The organism is Burkholderia oklahomensis C6786 (assembly GCF_000959365.1).
Lineage (GTDB): Bacteria > Pseudomonadota > Gammaproteobacteria > Burkholderiales > Burkholderiaceae > Burkholderia > Burkholderia oklahomensis.
The window spans coordinates 54427-70673 of record NZ_CP009556.1; the positions used below are offsets into that span (position 1 = coordinate 54427).

The 16247-nt window shown below is 72.1% G+C and carries 4 protein-coding genes; all 4 read left to right on the forward strand.

Annotated features, from left to right (window positions below; all coding sequences use genetic code 11):
- From BG90_RS18520 to BG90_RS18535, 4 genes are read left to right on the forward strand one after another with little or no spacing between them, the layout of a single operon-like run.
- Positions 1-12447 carry a thioester reductase domain-containing protein gene (locus BG90_RS18520; RefSeq protein ID WP_045568346.1) on the forward strand — a complete coding sequence of 4149 codons (12447 nt, stop codon included), beginning with the start codon at positions 1-3 and terminating at the stop codon, positions 12445-12447.
- A 5-nt stretch (positions 12448-12452) separates the two neighbouring features.
- A complete protein-coding gene (locus tag BG90_RS18525; RefSeq protein ID WP_010117935.1) occupies positions 12453-13514 on the forward strand; it encodes an NAD(P)-binding domain-containing protein in 1062 nt (353 codons plus the stop codon).
- Positions 13511-14992, forward strand: coding sequence for a hypothetical protein (locus tag BG90_RS18530; protein WP_010117934.1), 1482 nt, complete (start codon positions 13511-13513; stop codon positions 14990-14992). The genes BG90_RS18525 and BG90_RS18530 overlap by 4 nt, the downstream gene beginning before the upstream one ends.
- The gene (locus BG90_RS18535) at positions 14989-16245 is read left to right on the forward strand and encodes a diaminopimelate decarboxylase (protein ID WP_010117933.1); all 1257 of its coding nucleotides are present in this window, start codon (positions 14989-14991) and stop codon (positions 16243-16245) included. Before BG90_RS18530 ends, BG90_RS18535 begins: the two co-directional genes overlap by 4 nt.
- Positions 16246-16247 lie beyond the last annotated feature (2 nt).

Here is a 16247-nt window from a genome sequence, read left to right on the forward strand (position 1 = left end):
ATGACCGCATCCACCCCTTCCCGCGAACTCGCCACGGCCGTCGAAGCGGCCGTCCTGTCGCTCGCCGGCGACGTCGCCGGCCGCCCGTTCGACGCGTCGGCCGCAGAGCGACCGCTGCACGCGCTGGGCTTCGATTCGTTGCAGTACGTCGAACTGTCCGGACGCCTGAACGAATACTACGGGCTCGATCTCGCGCCGACGCTGTTCTTCGACGTGCACGCGCCGCGCCGGATCGCCGCGTATCTGCTTGCGCGGCACGCGGCCGAGGTCGTGCGCAAGCATGACGGCGCGATCGAGAACGAGAATGAAACGGACGCGGCGGCCGGCGCATCCGCCGCCGCGCCCGACGGCCGCGCGGAGGCCGAAGCGGACGCGGCGCGACCCGTTACCGCGCAGCAGGCCGTCGACGCGCAGCGCGCGGACGCGCCGCTTCGCGACGCGCGTGCCGCGACCGCGCAACACGATGCGTCGCGCGACGAAGCGAACGAAGATACGCATGACGAAGCAGCGACCGACGTCGCGATCGTCGGCATGGCCGGCCTCTTCCCGCAGTCCGCCGATCTCGCCGAATTCTGGCGGCACCTCGCCGCCGGCGACGACCTGATCGCCGAAACGCCGCCGTCGCGCTGGGACTGGCGTGCGGTCGACGGCGAGCCCGCGTCGCGCTGGGGCGGCTTCATTCCGCGCATCGAATATTTCGACGCCGCGTTCTTCGGCATCTCGCCGCGCGAAGCCGAGCAGATGGACCCGCAGCAACGCCTGCTGCTGCAGACCGCGTGGGCCGCGCTCGAAGACGCGGCGATCCGCCCGTCCGATCTGATGGGCAGCGACGCGGCGGTGTTCGTCGGCGTCAGCACGTCCGACTACCTCGATCTGCTGCCCGGCGCGGACGGCCATCTCGCGGTCGGCAACGCGCACGCGATGCTGCCGAACCGCCTGTCGCATCTGCTCGGCACGCACGGGCCGAGCGAGGTCGTCGACACCGCATGCTCGAGCTCGCTCGTCGCGCTGCACCGCGCGGTGCGCGCGCTGCGGCGCGGCGAGAGCGGCGTCGCGATCGTCGGCGGCGTCAACGTGATGCTGACGACGCGGCTGCATCGCGCGCTCGCCGCCGCCGGCATGCTGAGCCCCGACGGGCGGTGCAAGACGTTCGACGCGTCGGCGAACGGCTACGTGCGCGGCGAAGGCGTCGCGGCGCTCGTGCTGATGCCGCTCGAACGCGCGCGCGCGGGCCGGCATCCGGTGCTCGCGGTGATCAAGGGCAGCGCGATCAATCACGGCGGCCGCGCGGCGTTCCTGACCGCGCCCGACGTGAATGCGCAGGCCGCGCTGATCGAGGCCGCGTACCGGGACGCGGGCGTCGATCCGGCGACCGTCTCGTACGTCGAGGCGCACGGCACCGGCACGTCGCTCGGCGATCCGATCGAAGTGCAGGCGCTGCGCCAGGGCTTCGACGCGTGCGCTCGCGAGCGCGCCGATGCGCGCGCGCCGGCGCGCTGCGGCCTCGGCTCGGTCAAGACCAACATCGGGCACCTCGAAGCGGCGGCGGGCCTCGCGGGCGTCGTCAAGGTCGTGCTCGCGATGAACCGGCGGATGCTGCCGCCGAGCCTGCATTGCCGCGAGCCGAATCCGTACCTGAAGCTCGACGACAGCCGCTACCACATCGTCACCGAGCCGACGCCGTGGCCGGGCGACGCGACGCCGACGCCGCTTCGCGCGGGCGTCAGCTCGTTCGGGTTCGGTGGGTCGAACGCGCACGTCGTGCTGCAGTCGGCCGATGCTCGGCCGGCCGACGGCGCGGACTCGTCGCGGCCAGCGTCCGTCTCCGAATCCATCTCCGAATCCATCTCCGAATCCATCTCCGAATCCGTCTCCGAATCCGTCTCCGCTTCCGCGAACGCAGCCGACGCGACCGATTCGCCGACCTGGTTCATTCCGCTGTCGGCACGCACCGACACCGCGCTGCGCGAGCGCGCCGCGCAGCTCGCGCGCTGGCTCGATGCCGAGCGCGCCGACGATTCACTGCTGCCGGCGATCGCGAAAACGTTGTCGATCGGCCGCGAGCCGATGGCGCGCCGCTTCGGCGTCACGTGCGCGTCGCTCGACGCGCTCCGCGCGCAGCTCGCGATCGCGCTGGACGGCAACGCCGAGGCGCTCGCGCGCGACGACGCGCGCCTGCGGCCGCACGCCCCCGCGCATGCCGCGTGGCTCGCGGGCGAGCCTGCGCCGCTGCCCGTCGCGTGGCGCGATGCGACGCCGCGCTTGCGATTGCCCGTCTATCCGTTCGAAGGCGAGCGGCACTGGCCGACCGACGAAGCAACGCCGTCGCGCTTCGCGCTCGCGCCTGCGGGCGAAGGCGCGTACCGGCTGCACATCGCACCCGATGCGCCGCTCGTCGCCGATCATCGGCTCGCGGGCGAACCCGTGCTCGCCGCCGCCGCGCAGATCGTGATCGCATGGCGCGCGCTGGAAACGCACACGAGCGCGGGCGGCGCGCACAGCGCGAGCGGGCCGGGCGAATCGCATGAATCGAACGGTTCACATGATTCCGACCGTTCGAACGATTTGAACGATTCGCGCCATTCGATCGACGGGATCGACGCAAGCGCCGCGACGCACGTCGCGCTGCACGATATCGAATGGCTCGCGCCGATCGCGATCGGCGCGCCGACCGATCTGCACGTCACGCTCGCGCGCGACGAAGACGAAGACGAAGACGAAGACCGCAACGATGACGACGACCGCGACGGAGACGAAGGCGCCGCGCGATTCGCGATCGCCATCCCTCCCGCCATCGACACGCCGCTCGGCCGCGGACGCGCGACCCGCGCCGCGAGCTCCCGATCGGCGGCCCCCGCGTTCGACATCGCAGCGATCCGCGCGCGCTGCACACAGCCGATCTCGGCCGACGCGTGCTACGACGCATTCGCCGCGATCGGCATCGATTACGGACCGACCTTTCGCCCGCTGCGCGCGCTCGCGGTCGGCCGCGAAGAAGTGCTCGCCGAGTTCGACGCGGCGGCGCTCGCGCGCACGACGGACGACGCGCGGCTCGTCGCGCTGCTCGACGGCGCGTTCCAGGCGATCGCGGGCCTGCAGCTCGCGGATGCGGGACGCATCGACGGCGCGCTCCTGCCCGCGGCGCTCGCGCGCATCGAATTCGTCGGGCCGCTCGCGGACAGCGTCCATGCATGGATTCGCGAAGTGCCGGCCGCGTCGGGCCGCCGCACGTTCGATCTCGATCTCGTGACCGCGCGCGGCGCGCGGTGCGCGTCGCTGCGCGGCCTCGCGCTTGCGTCGGGACGGCGCGCGGCGTCACGCGACGCGCCGCGGCTCGCGACGCCCGGCGAGCATCTGCTCGCGCCGCAGTGGCTGCCGTGCGCGGCGAACGCGGCGACGCACGCGCCGCGCACCGCCAGGCTGACCGTATTGGGCGGCACGCCCGCCCAGCGCGCCGCGCTCGCGGCGACGCACCCGGCATTGCGCGCGATCGACGACTTGGCCGAACTCGATGCGCACGTCGAGCATCTCGTCTGGCTGCTGCCCGCGGCAACGGATACGCTCGCGCGACGCGCGGGCCTCGACGGCTTCCGGCTCGTCAAGCGGTTGCTCTCGCTCGGCGCGGGCGACCGCGCATTCGAGCTGACCGTGCTGACCGCGCGCTCGTGGACGATGCCGGGCGACACGCCCGCATTCCCCGCGCACGCGGACCTCGCCGGGCTGTGCGGGTCGCTCGCGAACGAATATCCGCATTGGCGCGTGCGGCTGTTCGATCTGTCCGACGCCGACGCGCTGCCCGCCGACTGGCGGACGCAGGACGCCGAAGGCGGCCACCCGCTGCTGCTGCACCGGCACGGCCAATGGTTCGCGCGCCGGCTCGTGCCGCTCGCGGCGCTGCCCGCGCGCGCCGAGCCGCCGTACCGGCCGGGCGGCGTCTATGTCGCGATCGGCGGCGCGGGCGGCATCGGCCGAGTCTGGACCGAGCATGCGATCCGCGCGTGCGGCGCGCAAGTCGTGTGGATCGGGCGGCGGCCGCTCGACGCGCAGATCGATGCGCACTGCGACACGCTCGCCGCGCTCGGCCCGCGCCCGTCGTATCTGAGCGCGGACGCGAGCGACATCGACAGTCTGCGCGCCGCGCGCGACGCCGTGCTCGAGCGCTTCGGCCGGATCGACGGCGTCGTGCACACGGCGATCGTCCTTCAGGACGGCGGCCTCGCGCAGCAGGACGAAGCGCAGTTCAGCGCGGCGCTGAACGCGCAGGTCGCGACGACCGCGAACCTCGCGAGCGCGTTCGGCAACGATGCGCTCGACTTCATCCTGTTCTTCTCGTCGCTGCAAAGCGCGTTCGTCGCGGCGGGCCAGAGCAATTACGCGGCGGGCTGCACGTTCCGCGACGCGTTCGCCGATTGGCTGCGCACGCAGGTCCGGTGCGCGGTCAAGGTCGTGAGCTGGGGCTACTGGGGGCAGACGGGCGTCGTCGCGTCCGAGCCGTACCGTCAGCGGATGGCCGCGCTCGGCATCGGCTCGATCGAGCCGGCGGCGGCGATGGCGGTCGTCGACGCGCTGCTCGGCGCGCCCGTCGATCAGGTCGGCTACCTGAAGACGATCGCGAGCGCGGCGGTGCCGACGCTCGCGCCCGCGCTCGCGGCCCGCGTCGCGCCGCCCACCGACGCGCTCGCCGATGCGCCGCTGCCGCGCGTCGACGCGACGGGCGACAGTGCGCCATGGCAACATGCGCTCGCCGCGCTCGATCGCGCGATCGCGCGCCGCCTGTTCGCGGAGCTCGCGGCGCTGCGCGTGTTCGGCGACGGCGAGGACGACGACGTGGCGACGGTGAATGCCGATGCCGCGCGCACGGATGCGTCGATCGATGAGACGACGACACGCGTTGACGCATCCGACGATCGCGACAATCGCGACAATCGCAACGATCGCGACGATCGCGACGACGCACACGACGACGCACACGCGGATCCGCGCGAATGCGCGTCGGCCCGCGATGCCGCGCAACTCGGCGCATCGTTCGACATCGACGCCGCGCTGCGCTCGGGCCGCATCGCGCCCGCGTACCGGCGCTGGCTCGTGCACGCGCTGACGCTGATCGCGCGACACGGCTGCCTCTCCTGGGACGGCCGCACGGGCCGCGTCGCCGAACCGCCGCCGTCGCTGGACACGGCGCGCGCGGAATGGACGGAAGCCCGCGCCGGCCTCGCACGCACGGCGCTGCTGAACGCCCACCTCGCGCTCGCCGACGCGGCGCTCGACGCGCTGCCCGCGATCCTGCAAGGCCGCGTGCCCGCAACGTCGATCCTGTTCCCCGACGGCGACCTGAGCCGCGTCGAAGCCGTCTATCAGCGCAACGAGCAGGCGGACCGCTGCAACCGCGCGCTCGCCGATGCGGTGCTGCACCTCGTCGGCGGCACGAGCGCCCGCCGGCCGGCGACACTCGCCGAGATCGGCGCGGGCACGGGCGGCACCACCGCGCCGCTTCTCGCGGCGCTCGACGCGCGCGGCGCGCGGCTCGGCCGCTACGACTTCACCGACATCTCGAAGGCGTTCCTGCTGAACGCCGAGCAATCGTTCGGCCGCGGCCGCGACATGCTGCGCTACCGGCTGTTCGACGTCGAGCGGCCCGTCGGCGAACAATCGCTCGACGCCGGCGGCTACGACATCGTGATCGCGACCAACGTGCTGCACGCGACGCAGGACATCGGCGTCACGCTGCGCAACGCGAAGGCGCTGCTGAAGACGGGCGGCCATCTGATCGTCAACGAACTGCTCGACACGCACGGCTTCGCGCATGCGACGTTCGGCCTGCTGCCGGGCTGGTGGCGGCATCGCGACAGCGAGCGCCGCCTGCCGGGCAGCCCGCTGCTGTCGCGCGAAGGCTGGACGCATGCATTGCGCGAGGCCGGCTTCACGGTGCTCGACGGCGGCCCTGCCGACGGCGCGAGCGCCGGCCAGGGCGTGATCGTCGCGATCAGCGACGGCGTGATCGTGCAGCCCGCGCCCGTCGATGCGCGCGAGCCGGCGCAAGTCGATGCGCAGCCGCGCGCGGCCGCCGCGACATCGCCCGGCGCAGCGCCGCGCACGATTTCGACCTCGTCGCCGGCCGCGCCGGCAGCCGGCGCGAACCTGCGCGAGCGCTGCCTGCAATGGCTGACGCAACTCGTCGCGCGGACGCTGAAAACGCCGGCCGGCAAGCTCGCGCCGGATCAACCGCTCGGCGGCTACGGCGTCGACTCGATTCTCGTGATCGGCCTGACGAAGACGCTGCGCGAAACGTTCGGCGTCGCGCTGTCGAACGCGACGCTGTTCGAGCACGCGACGCTGGATGCGCTCGCCGATTTCTTCGTCGCCGAGCATCGCGCCGCGTGCGAGCGCGTGCTCGGCAACGAAGCGGCTGCCGCCGCGCACACGTCGCCGGCTGAACGCGCAGCCGCGCAGCCGTGCGCGACCGGCCGCGCATCCTGCGACGCGCCAGCGCCCGCGCCCACGTCCGCATCGACGATGCCGGATCGAGCCGCATCGAGCGAGCGCGCATCGCACCCGGCGACGCCGGCAACGCTTCCGCACGCACTCCGCGCGGCGCCCGCGAGCGCCGACGACACGGCGGTCGCCGTGATCGGCATGTCGGGCCGCTACGCACAGGCGGACAACCTGCGCGAGTTCTGGGACAACCTCCGCGCGGGCCGCCACTGCATCACCGAGGTGCCCGCCGAGCGCTGGGACTGGCGCACGCACTTCGACGCGGAGAAAGGCACGCCCGGCCGCACGTACAGCCGCTGGGGCGGCTTCCTCAGGCAGATCGACCGCTTCGACGCCGCGTTCTTCCGGATCGCGCCGAGCGACGCGGAGAACATCGATCCGCAAGGCCGCCTGTTTCTCGAGGAATCGTGGGCCGCGATCGAAGACGCGGGCTACACGCCCGCGACGCTCAGCGCGAACCGCCAGGTCGGCGTGTTCGTCGGCGTGATGAACGGCGGCTACCCGACGGGCGCGCAGTTCTGGAGCATCGCGAACCGCGTGTCGCACGCGCTCGACCTGCACGGGCCGAGCCTCGCCGTCGACACCGCGTGCTCGTCGTCGCTGACCGCGATTCATCTCGCGCTCGAAAGCCTGCGCAGCGGCACCTGCGACTGCGCGCTCGCGGGCGGCGTCAACCTGATTCAGAGTCCGAAGCATCTGGTCGGCCTGTCGTCGCTGACGATGCTGTCGGCGGGCGACGCGTGCCGCGCGTTCGGCGCGGGCGCGGACGGCTTCGTCGACGGCGAAGGCGTCGGCGTGCTCGTGCTGAAGCCGCTGTCGCGCGCGCTCGCAGACGGCGACGCGATCCACGGCATCATCCGCGGCAGCATGATCAACGCGGGCGGCAAGACGCACGGCCTCACCGTGCCGAATCCGCGCGCGCAGCAGGCGGTCGTCGACGCGGCGCTCGCGAGAAGCGGCGTGCCCGCGCGCGCGGTCGGCTACATCGAGGCGCACGGCACCGGCACCGCGCTCGGCGATCCGATCGAGCTCGCCGGCCTCACGCGCGCGTTCGCCGCAACCACCGCCGATCGCGGCTTCTGCGCGCTCGGCTCGGTCAAGTCGAACATCGGCCATTGCGAGAGCGCGGCGGGCATCGCGGGCGTGACGAAAGTGCTGCTGCAAATGAAGCATCGCGAGCTCGTGCCGACGCTGCACGCGGACGAGACGAATCCCGACATCGATTTCGCGCAATCGCCGTTCGTGCTGCAGCGCCGGCTCGCGCCGTGGCCGAAGCCGGACACGGGCGGTTGGCCGCGGATCGCGGGCGTGTCGTCGTTCGGCGCGGGCGGCGCGAACGCGCACGTCGTGCTCGAAGAGTTCGTCGACGCGCGCGTCGCAACCGATGTCGACGCCTCCGGCCCCGCGATCATCGTGCTGTCCGCCGCGACCGACGACGCGCTGCGCCGCCGCGCGCGGCAGCTTCACGCGGCGCTCGCCGGCGGCGAAATCGGCGCGGATCGTCTGCACGACCTCGCGTACACGCTGCAAGCCGGCCGCGAGGCGATGGCCGCGCGCTTCGGCTGCGTCGCCGGCTCCGTCGCCGCGCTGCAGGCGACGCTCGCGGCGTTCGTCGAAGGCGACGCGTCGCACGGCTGGCACGCGCATCGGCTCGCCGCCGACCGGCAGGGCCTCGCCGAGCTCGACGCCGATCCCGAGTTGCGCGCGTCGCTCGTCGACCAATGCATCGCGAGCGGCAAGCTCGACAAGCTCGCGGCGCTCTGGTGCCAGGGGCTCGGCGTCGACTGGTCCGCGCTGCATCGCGGCCGCACGCGCCGGCGCATTCATCTGCCGGCCTACCCGTTCGACGGCCCGAGCTACTGGTTCCGCGACGACGACGCGCTCGCCGCCGAGCCGGCGCATCGCCGCGCGATCGAGCCCACGCGCGATGACGCGGTTGCGGCAAGCGGCGCGAGCGTCGACGCGCCGGCCGCCTCGACGCCCGACGTCGCGGCGCTCGTCCGCCGGACGGTCGCGCAAGTGCTTGGCTATCCGGACGTCGACATGGGCGAGTCGTTCTTCTCGCTCGGCGGCGATTCGATCCGCGCGGCGCGCGTGCATCGGACGCTGCAGCAGGCGCTCGGCGTGAAGATTCCGCTCAGCCTGATGCTGGAAGCGAAGACGCTCGCGGAATGCGCGCGCGCGATCGACGCGCTGGTTCCGGCCGAGCGGCCGTCGGCGACCGGCGTGTCCGCTACCGGCACGTCCGCGAGCGGCACGTCCGCTACCGGCACGTCCGCGAGCGGCAAGCCCGCATCCGGCGCGCGCGCATCCGAACCGAAAACGCCATCCGCGCACGAATCGGCATCGCAGACACGCCCCGCCCCCATCCCGCGCGACGCCAGCCCGCGCGTGCACACGCTGTCGTCGAACCAGCAGCAGTTTTTCTTCCTCGATCGCCTGAATCCCGCGAATCCGGCGTTCAACCTGCCGGGCGCGCTGCGCGTGCGCGGCGAATGGCACGCGGATGCACTCGAAGCCGCGTACCAGACGCTCATCGATTCGCACGACGTGCTGCGCACCCGCTTCGTCGTGCGCGGCGGCGAGCCGTGCGCCGAAGTCGCGCCGCACCGCACGGCGGCGATCCGCCATCACGACCTGTCCGCACTGCTGCCGAAGCACCAGGCCGCGCGCATCGCCGAATGCCTGACGGAGTCGAGCCGCGAAGGCTTCGCGCTCGAACAGGGCGAGCCGAGTCGTCTGACGGTGCTCGAATTGCGCGATGACGACCACGTGATCCTGCTGAACCTGCATCACATCGTCGGCGACGCGGTGTCCGTCGTCGTGCTGCTCGACGCGCTCGCGCGCGCCGCGCTGACAGGCCGCGTGCCCGCGCCGTGCGCCGAGCACCCGCAATACGCGGAGTGGGCCGCGCGCGAGCACGAGCAGTTGCCCGAGGTCGTCGAACGCGAGCTGCCGTACTGGCTCGATCGCCTGCGCGACGTGCCGCCGCCGCTGCCGCTGCCGTGCGATCGCGCGCGACCGCCCGTGCCGAGCTATCGCGGGCAGAGCGTGCCGCTCGCATTCCCGGCGGAACTGACCGCGCAGCTCGACGCGTACTGCAAGACGCACGGACTGTCGCGCTTCGTCGTGATGCTCGCCGCATTCAAGCTCGCGCTGCGCGTGCTGTCGGGACGCGACGACGTGGTCGTCGGCAGTCCTTACGCGAATCGCGCCGACGACGACGCGGCCGACATGATCGGCAGCCTCGCGTACGCGCTCGTGCTGCGCACGCGGCTCGGCGCGGCCGAGACCTTCGCGGACGCGATCGCGCTCGTGCGGCGCACCGTGCACGGCGCGTTCGATCATCTCGGCGTGCCGTATCCGCGGCTCGTCGAAGCGCTGAATCCGGCGCGCCACGGCGGCGCGAATCCGCTCTACCAGATCATGTTCAACGTGATTCCGATGCCGGCATTGCCCGACGGCGTCACGCCCGTCGAAGTCGATTCCGGCTGGCTCGACTACGACCTGTTCGTGCGGCTGCGCGCATCGGACCGCGCGATCAAAGGCGTGCTGCAATTCAGCGCCGACCTGTTCGACCGCCGGACCGCCGAAGCGATCGCCACGTACTACGTCGAGCTGCTGCACACGCTGCTCGCGCATCCGTCGCTGCCGCTCGCCGGTCTCGCGCCGCCCGCCGAGCTTGCGCTCGAACGGACGATCGCCGACGCGATGCCGCCGCTGCGCCTCGAAATCGCGTCGACGTTCACGGATAGGCCGCTCGCCGGCACGCTGCGCTACTGGGGCGCCGCGACGGGCCAACCGATCGAGCCGAACTTCGCGCCGTACGGTCAGCTGTTCCAGACGCTATACGATCCGTCGACGCCGTTCTACGCGAACCGGCACGGGATGAACGTCGTGCTCGTCAGGCCCGGCGACTGGCTGCGCTTCGACGAAGCGAGCGTGAACGCCGAAGCCGATGCCGATGCCAGCGCAGGCTCCGCCGCACGAATCGCGCTCTACGTCGACGAGCTCGCCGACGCGCTGCGCGACGCGGCGCCGTCGCTCGCGGTGCCGGTGCTCGTGCTGATGCTGCCGGACGATGCGGCGTCGCTCGCGACCGGCGGCGAACGTGAAGACGCAAACGCGGACGGCGCGTCGCTCGCACCATACCGCACGCTCGCCGCGGCGCTCGCGGATCTGCCGACCGTGACGGTCGCGCACTGGCGCGACGTCGCGGCGATCTACCCGGTCGCCGACGTGTTCGATCCGCACGCGGACGCCGCCGGCCACGTGCCGTTCACGAGCGAGTACTACGCGGCGCTCGCGAGCTATGTCGCGCGCACCGCGTTCCAGCACGCGGCGATGCCGCTCGACGACGCATGGAACCGGCTCGCCGCGCAGATCCGCGACGATGCCGAGCAGCTCGTCGCCGCGCCGTCGGCCGATGCGGGCGATCGCCGCGCGCCGTACGCGCCGCCGACGAACGAAGCCGAAGCGACGCTCGTGCCGATCTTCGCAACGGCGCTGAAACTCGACGATCTCGGCATCGACGACAACTTCTTCGACTGCGGCGGCCACTCGATCCTCGCGATCGGCGTCGTCTATCAGATCAACGAAGCATTCGGCGTCACGCTGTCGGTCGCGGACATCTTCATGGCGCCGACGGTGCGCCGGCTCGCCGAGCGGATGCGCGACGCGCCGGACGGCCCGGCATACGTCGAACTCGCGAGCGCGGCCGTGCTGCCCGGCGACATCGCGCCATTGCCCGCCCCCGTCGCCGACACGCCGCGCGCGCTGCTGCTGACGGGCGCGACGGGCTTCGTCGGCCGCCATCTGCTGCGCGAGCTGATCGACCGCACGGACGCGACGATCTACTGTCTCGTGCGCTCGCCCGACGCCGCGCAGGGCCTCGCGCGGGTCCGCGCGACGCTCGAGCGCTGGTCGCTGTGGCGCGACGGCGACGACGCGCGGGTGATCGCCGTGCCGGGCGATCTCGGCCGCCCGCGCATCGGCTTGTCGGACGCCGACCGCGCGCGGCTCGCCGCCGAAGTCGACGCGATCTATCACAACGGCACCAGCATGAACCATCTCGAATCGTTCGAGATGGCGCGCGCGGCAAACGTCGACGGCGTGATCGAGCTGCTGCGAATCGCGACCGAAGGCCGGCCGAAGACGTTCAACTACGTGTCGACGCTCGCCGTGTTCAGCATGCGCGAGCGCACCGGCACGCACGTCTTCGACGAGTCCGCGCCGATCGACGAGGAAAAGCACCCGTCCGACCAGGGCTACACGACGAGCAAGTGGGTCGGCGAGCAGCTGACGCATCTCGCGGCCGCGCGCGGCGTGCCGTGCAACGTGTTCCGTCTCGGCCTCGTGACGGGCGACGTGCGGCACGGGCACTACGACGAGCTGCAGGCGTACTACCGGCTGCTGAAGAGCTGCATGCTGATGGGCGCCGCGTTCGACGACTTCCGCTACGACCTCGTGATCACGCCGGTCGACTACGTCGCGCGCGCACTCGCGCATCTCGGCTCGAAGCACCCGCGCGGCGGCCGCGTGTTTCATCTGTCGACGATGCAGGTCACGCCGATGCGCACGGTGTTCGAAATGATGAACGCGCAACTGCCGACGCCGATGCGCATGCTCACGCACCGCGCATGGATCGACGAGCTGCGCGTGCGCTACCGACGCGGCGACGTGCAGCCGATCGTGCCCGTCGTGCAATGGATGATGAACATGAGCGACGCGGAGCTCATGAAGCTCGCCCGCGAGCGCGAGGAAACGACGTTCATCTACGACTGCACGGCCACGCATCGCGAGCTCGGCGAAGCCGGCATCGTCGTGCCCGTGTTCGACGACGCGCTGCTGCGCCGCTACCTGCGCGGCATGTTCGACGACGACGCGGACCTGCGCGCGCTCGCCGCCCAGCCGGACGACGGCGAGCGCCTTTCTCCCCTTCACTCCCACACGTGATTTCCATGGACGATCTCATCTATCAAGACGAACACGCGTCGCTGCAACCGCTCGAAGGCCTGACCGTGAGCGTGATCGGCTACGGCATCCAGGGCCGCGCATTCGCCGCGAATCTGCGCGACAGCGGCGTTTCGGTGCGCGTCGGCAACATCGACGACCGCTACTTCGAGCTCGCGCGAGCGGAGGGCCATCGCGTGACGGGCATCGCGGAAGCGGTCGCGCACGCGGACGTCGTGCTGCTGCTGATTCCGGACGAAGCGCACGGCGCGGTGTTCGACGTCGACATCGCGCTGAACCTGCGCGACGGCGCGCTCTTGTGCGTCGCGCACGGGCACTCGCTCGTGCAGGGCGACGTCCGCCCGCTCGCGGGGCGCGACCTCGCGATGCTCGCGCCGCGCATGTACGGCGATCCGATCCGCCGCTACTACCTCGCCGGGCAGGGCGCGCCCGCCTACTTCGACATCGTCGCGGACAACACCGGCCACGCGCGCGACAAGGTGCTCGCGATCGCGCGCGCGGTCGGCTTCACGCGCGCGGGCGTGATGGCGCTCGGCTACCGGCAGGAGACGTTCCTCGATCTGTTCCAGGAGCAGTTCCTCGCGCCCGCGCTCGTCGATCTCGTCGAGACGGGGTTTCAGGTGCTCGTCGAGCGCGGCTTCAATCCGAAGGCCGCGCTGCTCGAAGTCTACGGCTCCGGCGAGATGGGCAAGATGGTGCTCGACGGCGCGGACATCGGGCTCGACGAAGTCGTCGCGCTGCAAGGCTCGCCGACCTGTCAGGTCGGCTATCACCGCTGGCGCGGCCGCACGCTGCCCGCCGCCGTGCGCGAACTCGCCGCGCGCGTGCTCGATCAGATCGACAGCGGCGACTTCTCCGCGTATCTGAAGGAGCATGCGGCGAACGACTATGCGTCGCTCGACGAAGCGCGCCGCGCGGTGCTGAAGCGGCCGCTCAACGTGACGCATGCGCAGGTTCGCGCGGCGTTCCGGTTCCCGGCCGAGAGCGCGGGCGGGCTCTATCAATCGACGACGGCCGCCGCCGACGCCGAGCCGGAGGTCACGCGATGAGCGCCCGCCGACTGCTCGTCGGCGCGACGTTCACCGCGTCGCCGCTCGATCCGCTGCTGCGCGCGCAAGGCTTCGGCGACGTCGCGTTCACGCGCTACAACCAGTTGCTGCAGGCGCTGCTCGCGCCCGATCCGCAGCATGCGCGCGACGAAACGCTGCTGCTCGTGCGGCTCGCCGACTTCGTGCGGCACGAAGCGAGCGACCGCGCGCAATCGCCGGACGCGCTCGCCGCGTTGCTCTCGCAGCGCGCGGACGCGTGGCTCGATGCGCTCGCGTCGTTCGTCGCGGGCCGCGCGACGCCGACTCGCATCGTCGTGTTGCCGTCGCCCGCGCTGGACGCGCGCGGCGCGGTACTCGCCGACGCGTGCCGGCAACTCGAACGCACGCTGCTCGACGTGCCCGGCTTGCGCGCGCTCGATTGGGCCGACTTCGTCGAGACGAGCGCGATCGCGCAGCCGTTCGATCCGGTCGCGGACAAGCTCGGTCACGTGCCGTTGACGATCGAGGGTTTCGCGGCGTTCGCGCGATGGCTCGCGGATCGTCTGCATGACGAAACGGACAAAACGGGCGAAACGGCGCGCTCCGGCGCGAATGCGGACGGGATCGCTCGTCGCGGTCCGGCGGCGGCAGCGAGCACGCGTTCGGAGGCCGCGGCGGAACCCAACGCTGAAGCCGGCACGGTCGACGCATCGATCGGCGCGCACGCGAACCGCGATTCGCAAGCCCCCGCGACGACCGCGCAAACCGCGCAAAAGCCTGCCGAAACCGGCGTTCGCAGCGGCTCCGTCTCCGCGCGCGTTGCGGCTTCGCCGTCCGCGCCCCCGGACGCGGGCGCACCGTCGAACGTCGCGACGTCCCCCCCGTCGCTCGCCCGTTTCTTCGAGCGCCTGCAACTGCGCATCACGAGCGTCCCGCTCGACGACGAGACGGCGCTCGCGAAAAGCGCGCGCCTCAGCCACACGGCCGCGACGTTCCACCTGAGCGGCCGTCCGTATCACGAAGCCGACCTGCTCGACGCGACCGCGCGCAACGCGAGCGGACTCGCGCTGACGGTCGCCGACCGCTTCGGCCAATACGGCTGCAGCGGCTTCGCGCTCGTGCGCGCCGACGCCGATCTGCCGGTTCTCGCCGAATTCGTGCTGAGCTGCACGGTGCTCGGCAAGCAGGTCGAGCACGGCGTGGCGCTCGCGTTCGCGCAGGCTGCGCAGCGGGCCGGACTGCCCGCCGTCGCGCTCGACTACGCACGCACCGACGGCAACCAGCCGACCGTCGACTTCGTCGATACGCTTGCCGCGCGGGCGGGCGTCGCCATCGAGCGCGACGGCTCGCGCGCGCGGCTGCGCATCGCGCCGTCCGCGCTCGCCGACGCGGTGCTCGCGTGCGCGAAAGCGCCGCAAGCGCTCGCGACGACCGCGCAGGCGCTCGACCTCGCGCCGCTCTTCTCCCGTTCAACCGCTCACCTGACCACCCACCGATGAACGCGAACCTCGACGCTTTCACCCCCGAGCACGCCGCGCCGCCCGCCGACTGGTGGGCGCGCGACCGGCTGCACTACCGCGACGGCGTCCTGCATTTCTGCGGGCGCAACGTCGCGGAACTCGCCGCCGCATTCGCCGAGCCGCTCTTCCTGTACGACCCGCGGCGCGCGGTCGACAACGTCGAGCGCCTGCGCGGCGCGCTCGGCGGCCTGCAAGACGGCGACTTCCGCATCCATTACGCGATGAAGGCGAATCGCTTCCGGCCGCTGCTGTCCGAGCTGCGGCGCTCGCCGATCTTCGGCGTCGACGCGTGCTCGCCCGAGGAATTGCGCGAAGCGCTCGCCTGCGGCTTCGCGCCCGAGCGCATCTCGTACACCGCGCACGGAATGATGCCGGACGAGGCGGCGCTCCTCGCCGCGCTGCCGGACGTGCACGTGAACTGCGACACGCTGAGCGCGATCGCGCTGCTCGGCAGCCGCTCGCCCGGGCGTGAAATCGGCATCCGCGTGAATCCCGGCGTCGGCATCGGCTACGGCGACAGCGAGCGGCTCAGCTATGCGGGCGCGACCGTCACGAAGTTCGGCATCTACGCGGAGCAGTTCGGCGCGGCGCTCGAGCTCGCCGCGCGACACGGCCTGACCGTGACCTGGCTGCACTGCCACGCGGGCTGCGGATATCTGGACCCGCAGCTCGCGTCGTTCGAGCGCGTGCTCGACGCACTCGACACGTTCGTCGCGCGCGTGCCCGGCCTGCGCGGCATCAATCTCGGCGGCGGGCTCGGCCTGCCGCATCGCGCGACCGACCGGCCGCTCGACCTCGAGCGCTGGCGTGCGGCCGTGCACGCGCGCTTCGGCCGCCGACCGCTTTCGATCGCGATCGAGCCCGGCGATTTCATCGCGAAGGACGGCGGCATGCTCGTGCTGCGCGTCGCGTACGTCGAGCTCAAGCGCAACCGCCGCTTCGTCGGGCTGAACGGCGGCTTCAATCTCGCGATCGAGCCTGCGTTCTACGACCTCCCGTGCGAGCCCGTGCCGTGCATACGCCGGCCGGGCGCCGCGCAATCGGTGTGCGTCGCCGGCAACATCAACGAGGCGCTCGACCTGTGGGGCAGCGACGTGAGCCTGCCGCCCGTCGAGCCGGGCGACTTCGTCGCGCTCCTGAACGCGGGCGGCTATGCCTCGTCGATGAGCTCGAACCACTGCCTGCGCGGGCAGTTCCGCGAGCTCGCGCTGTTCGACGCGGCCTCCCGCTGATT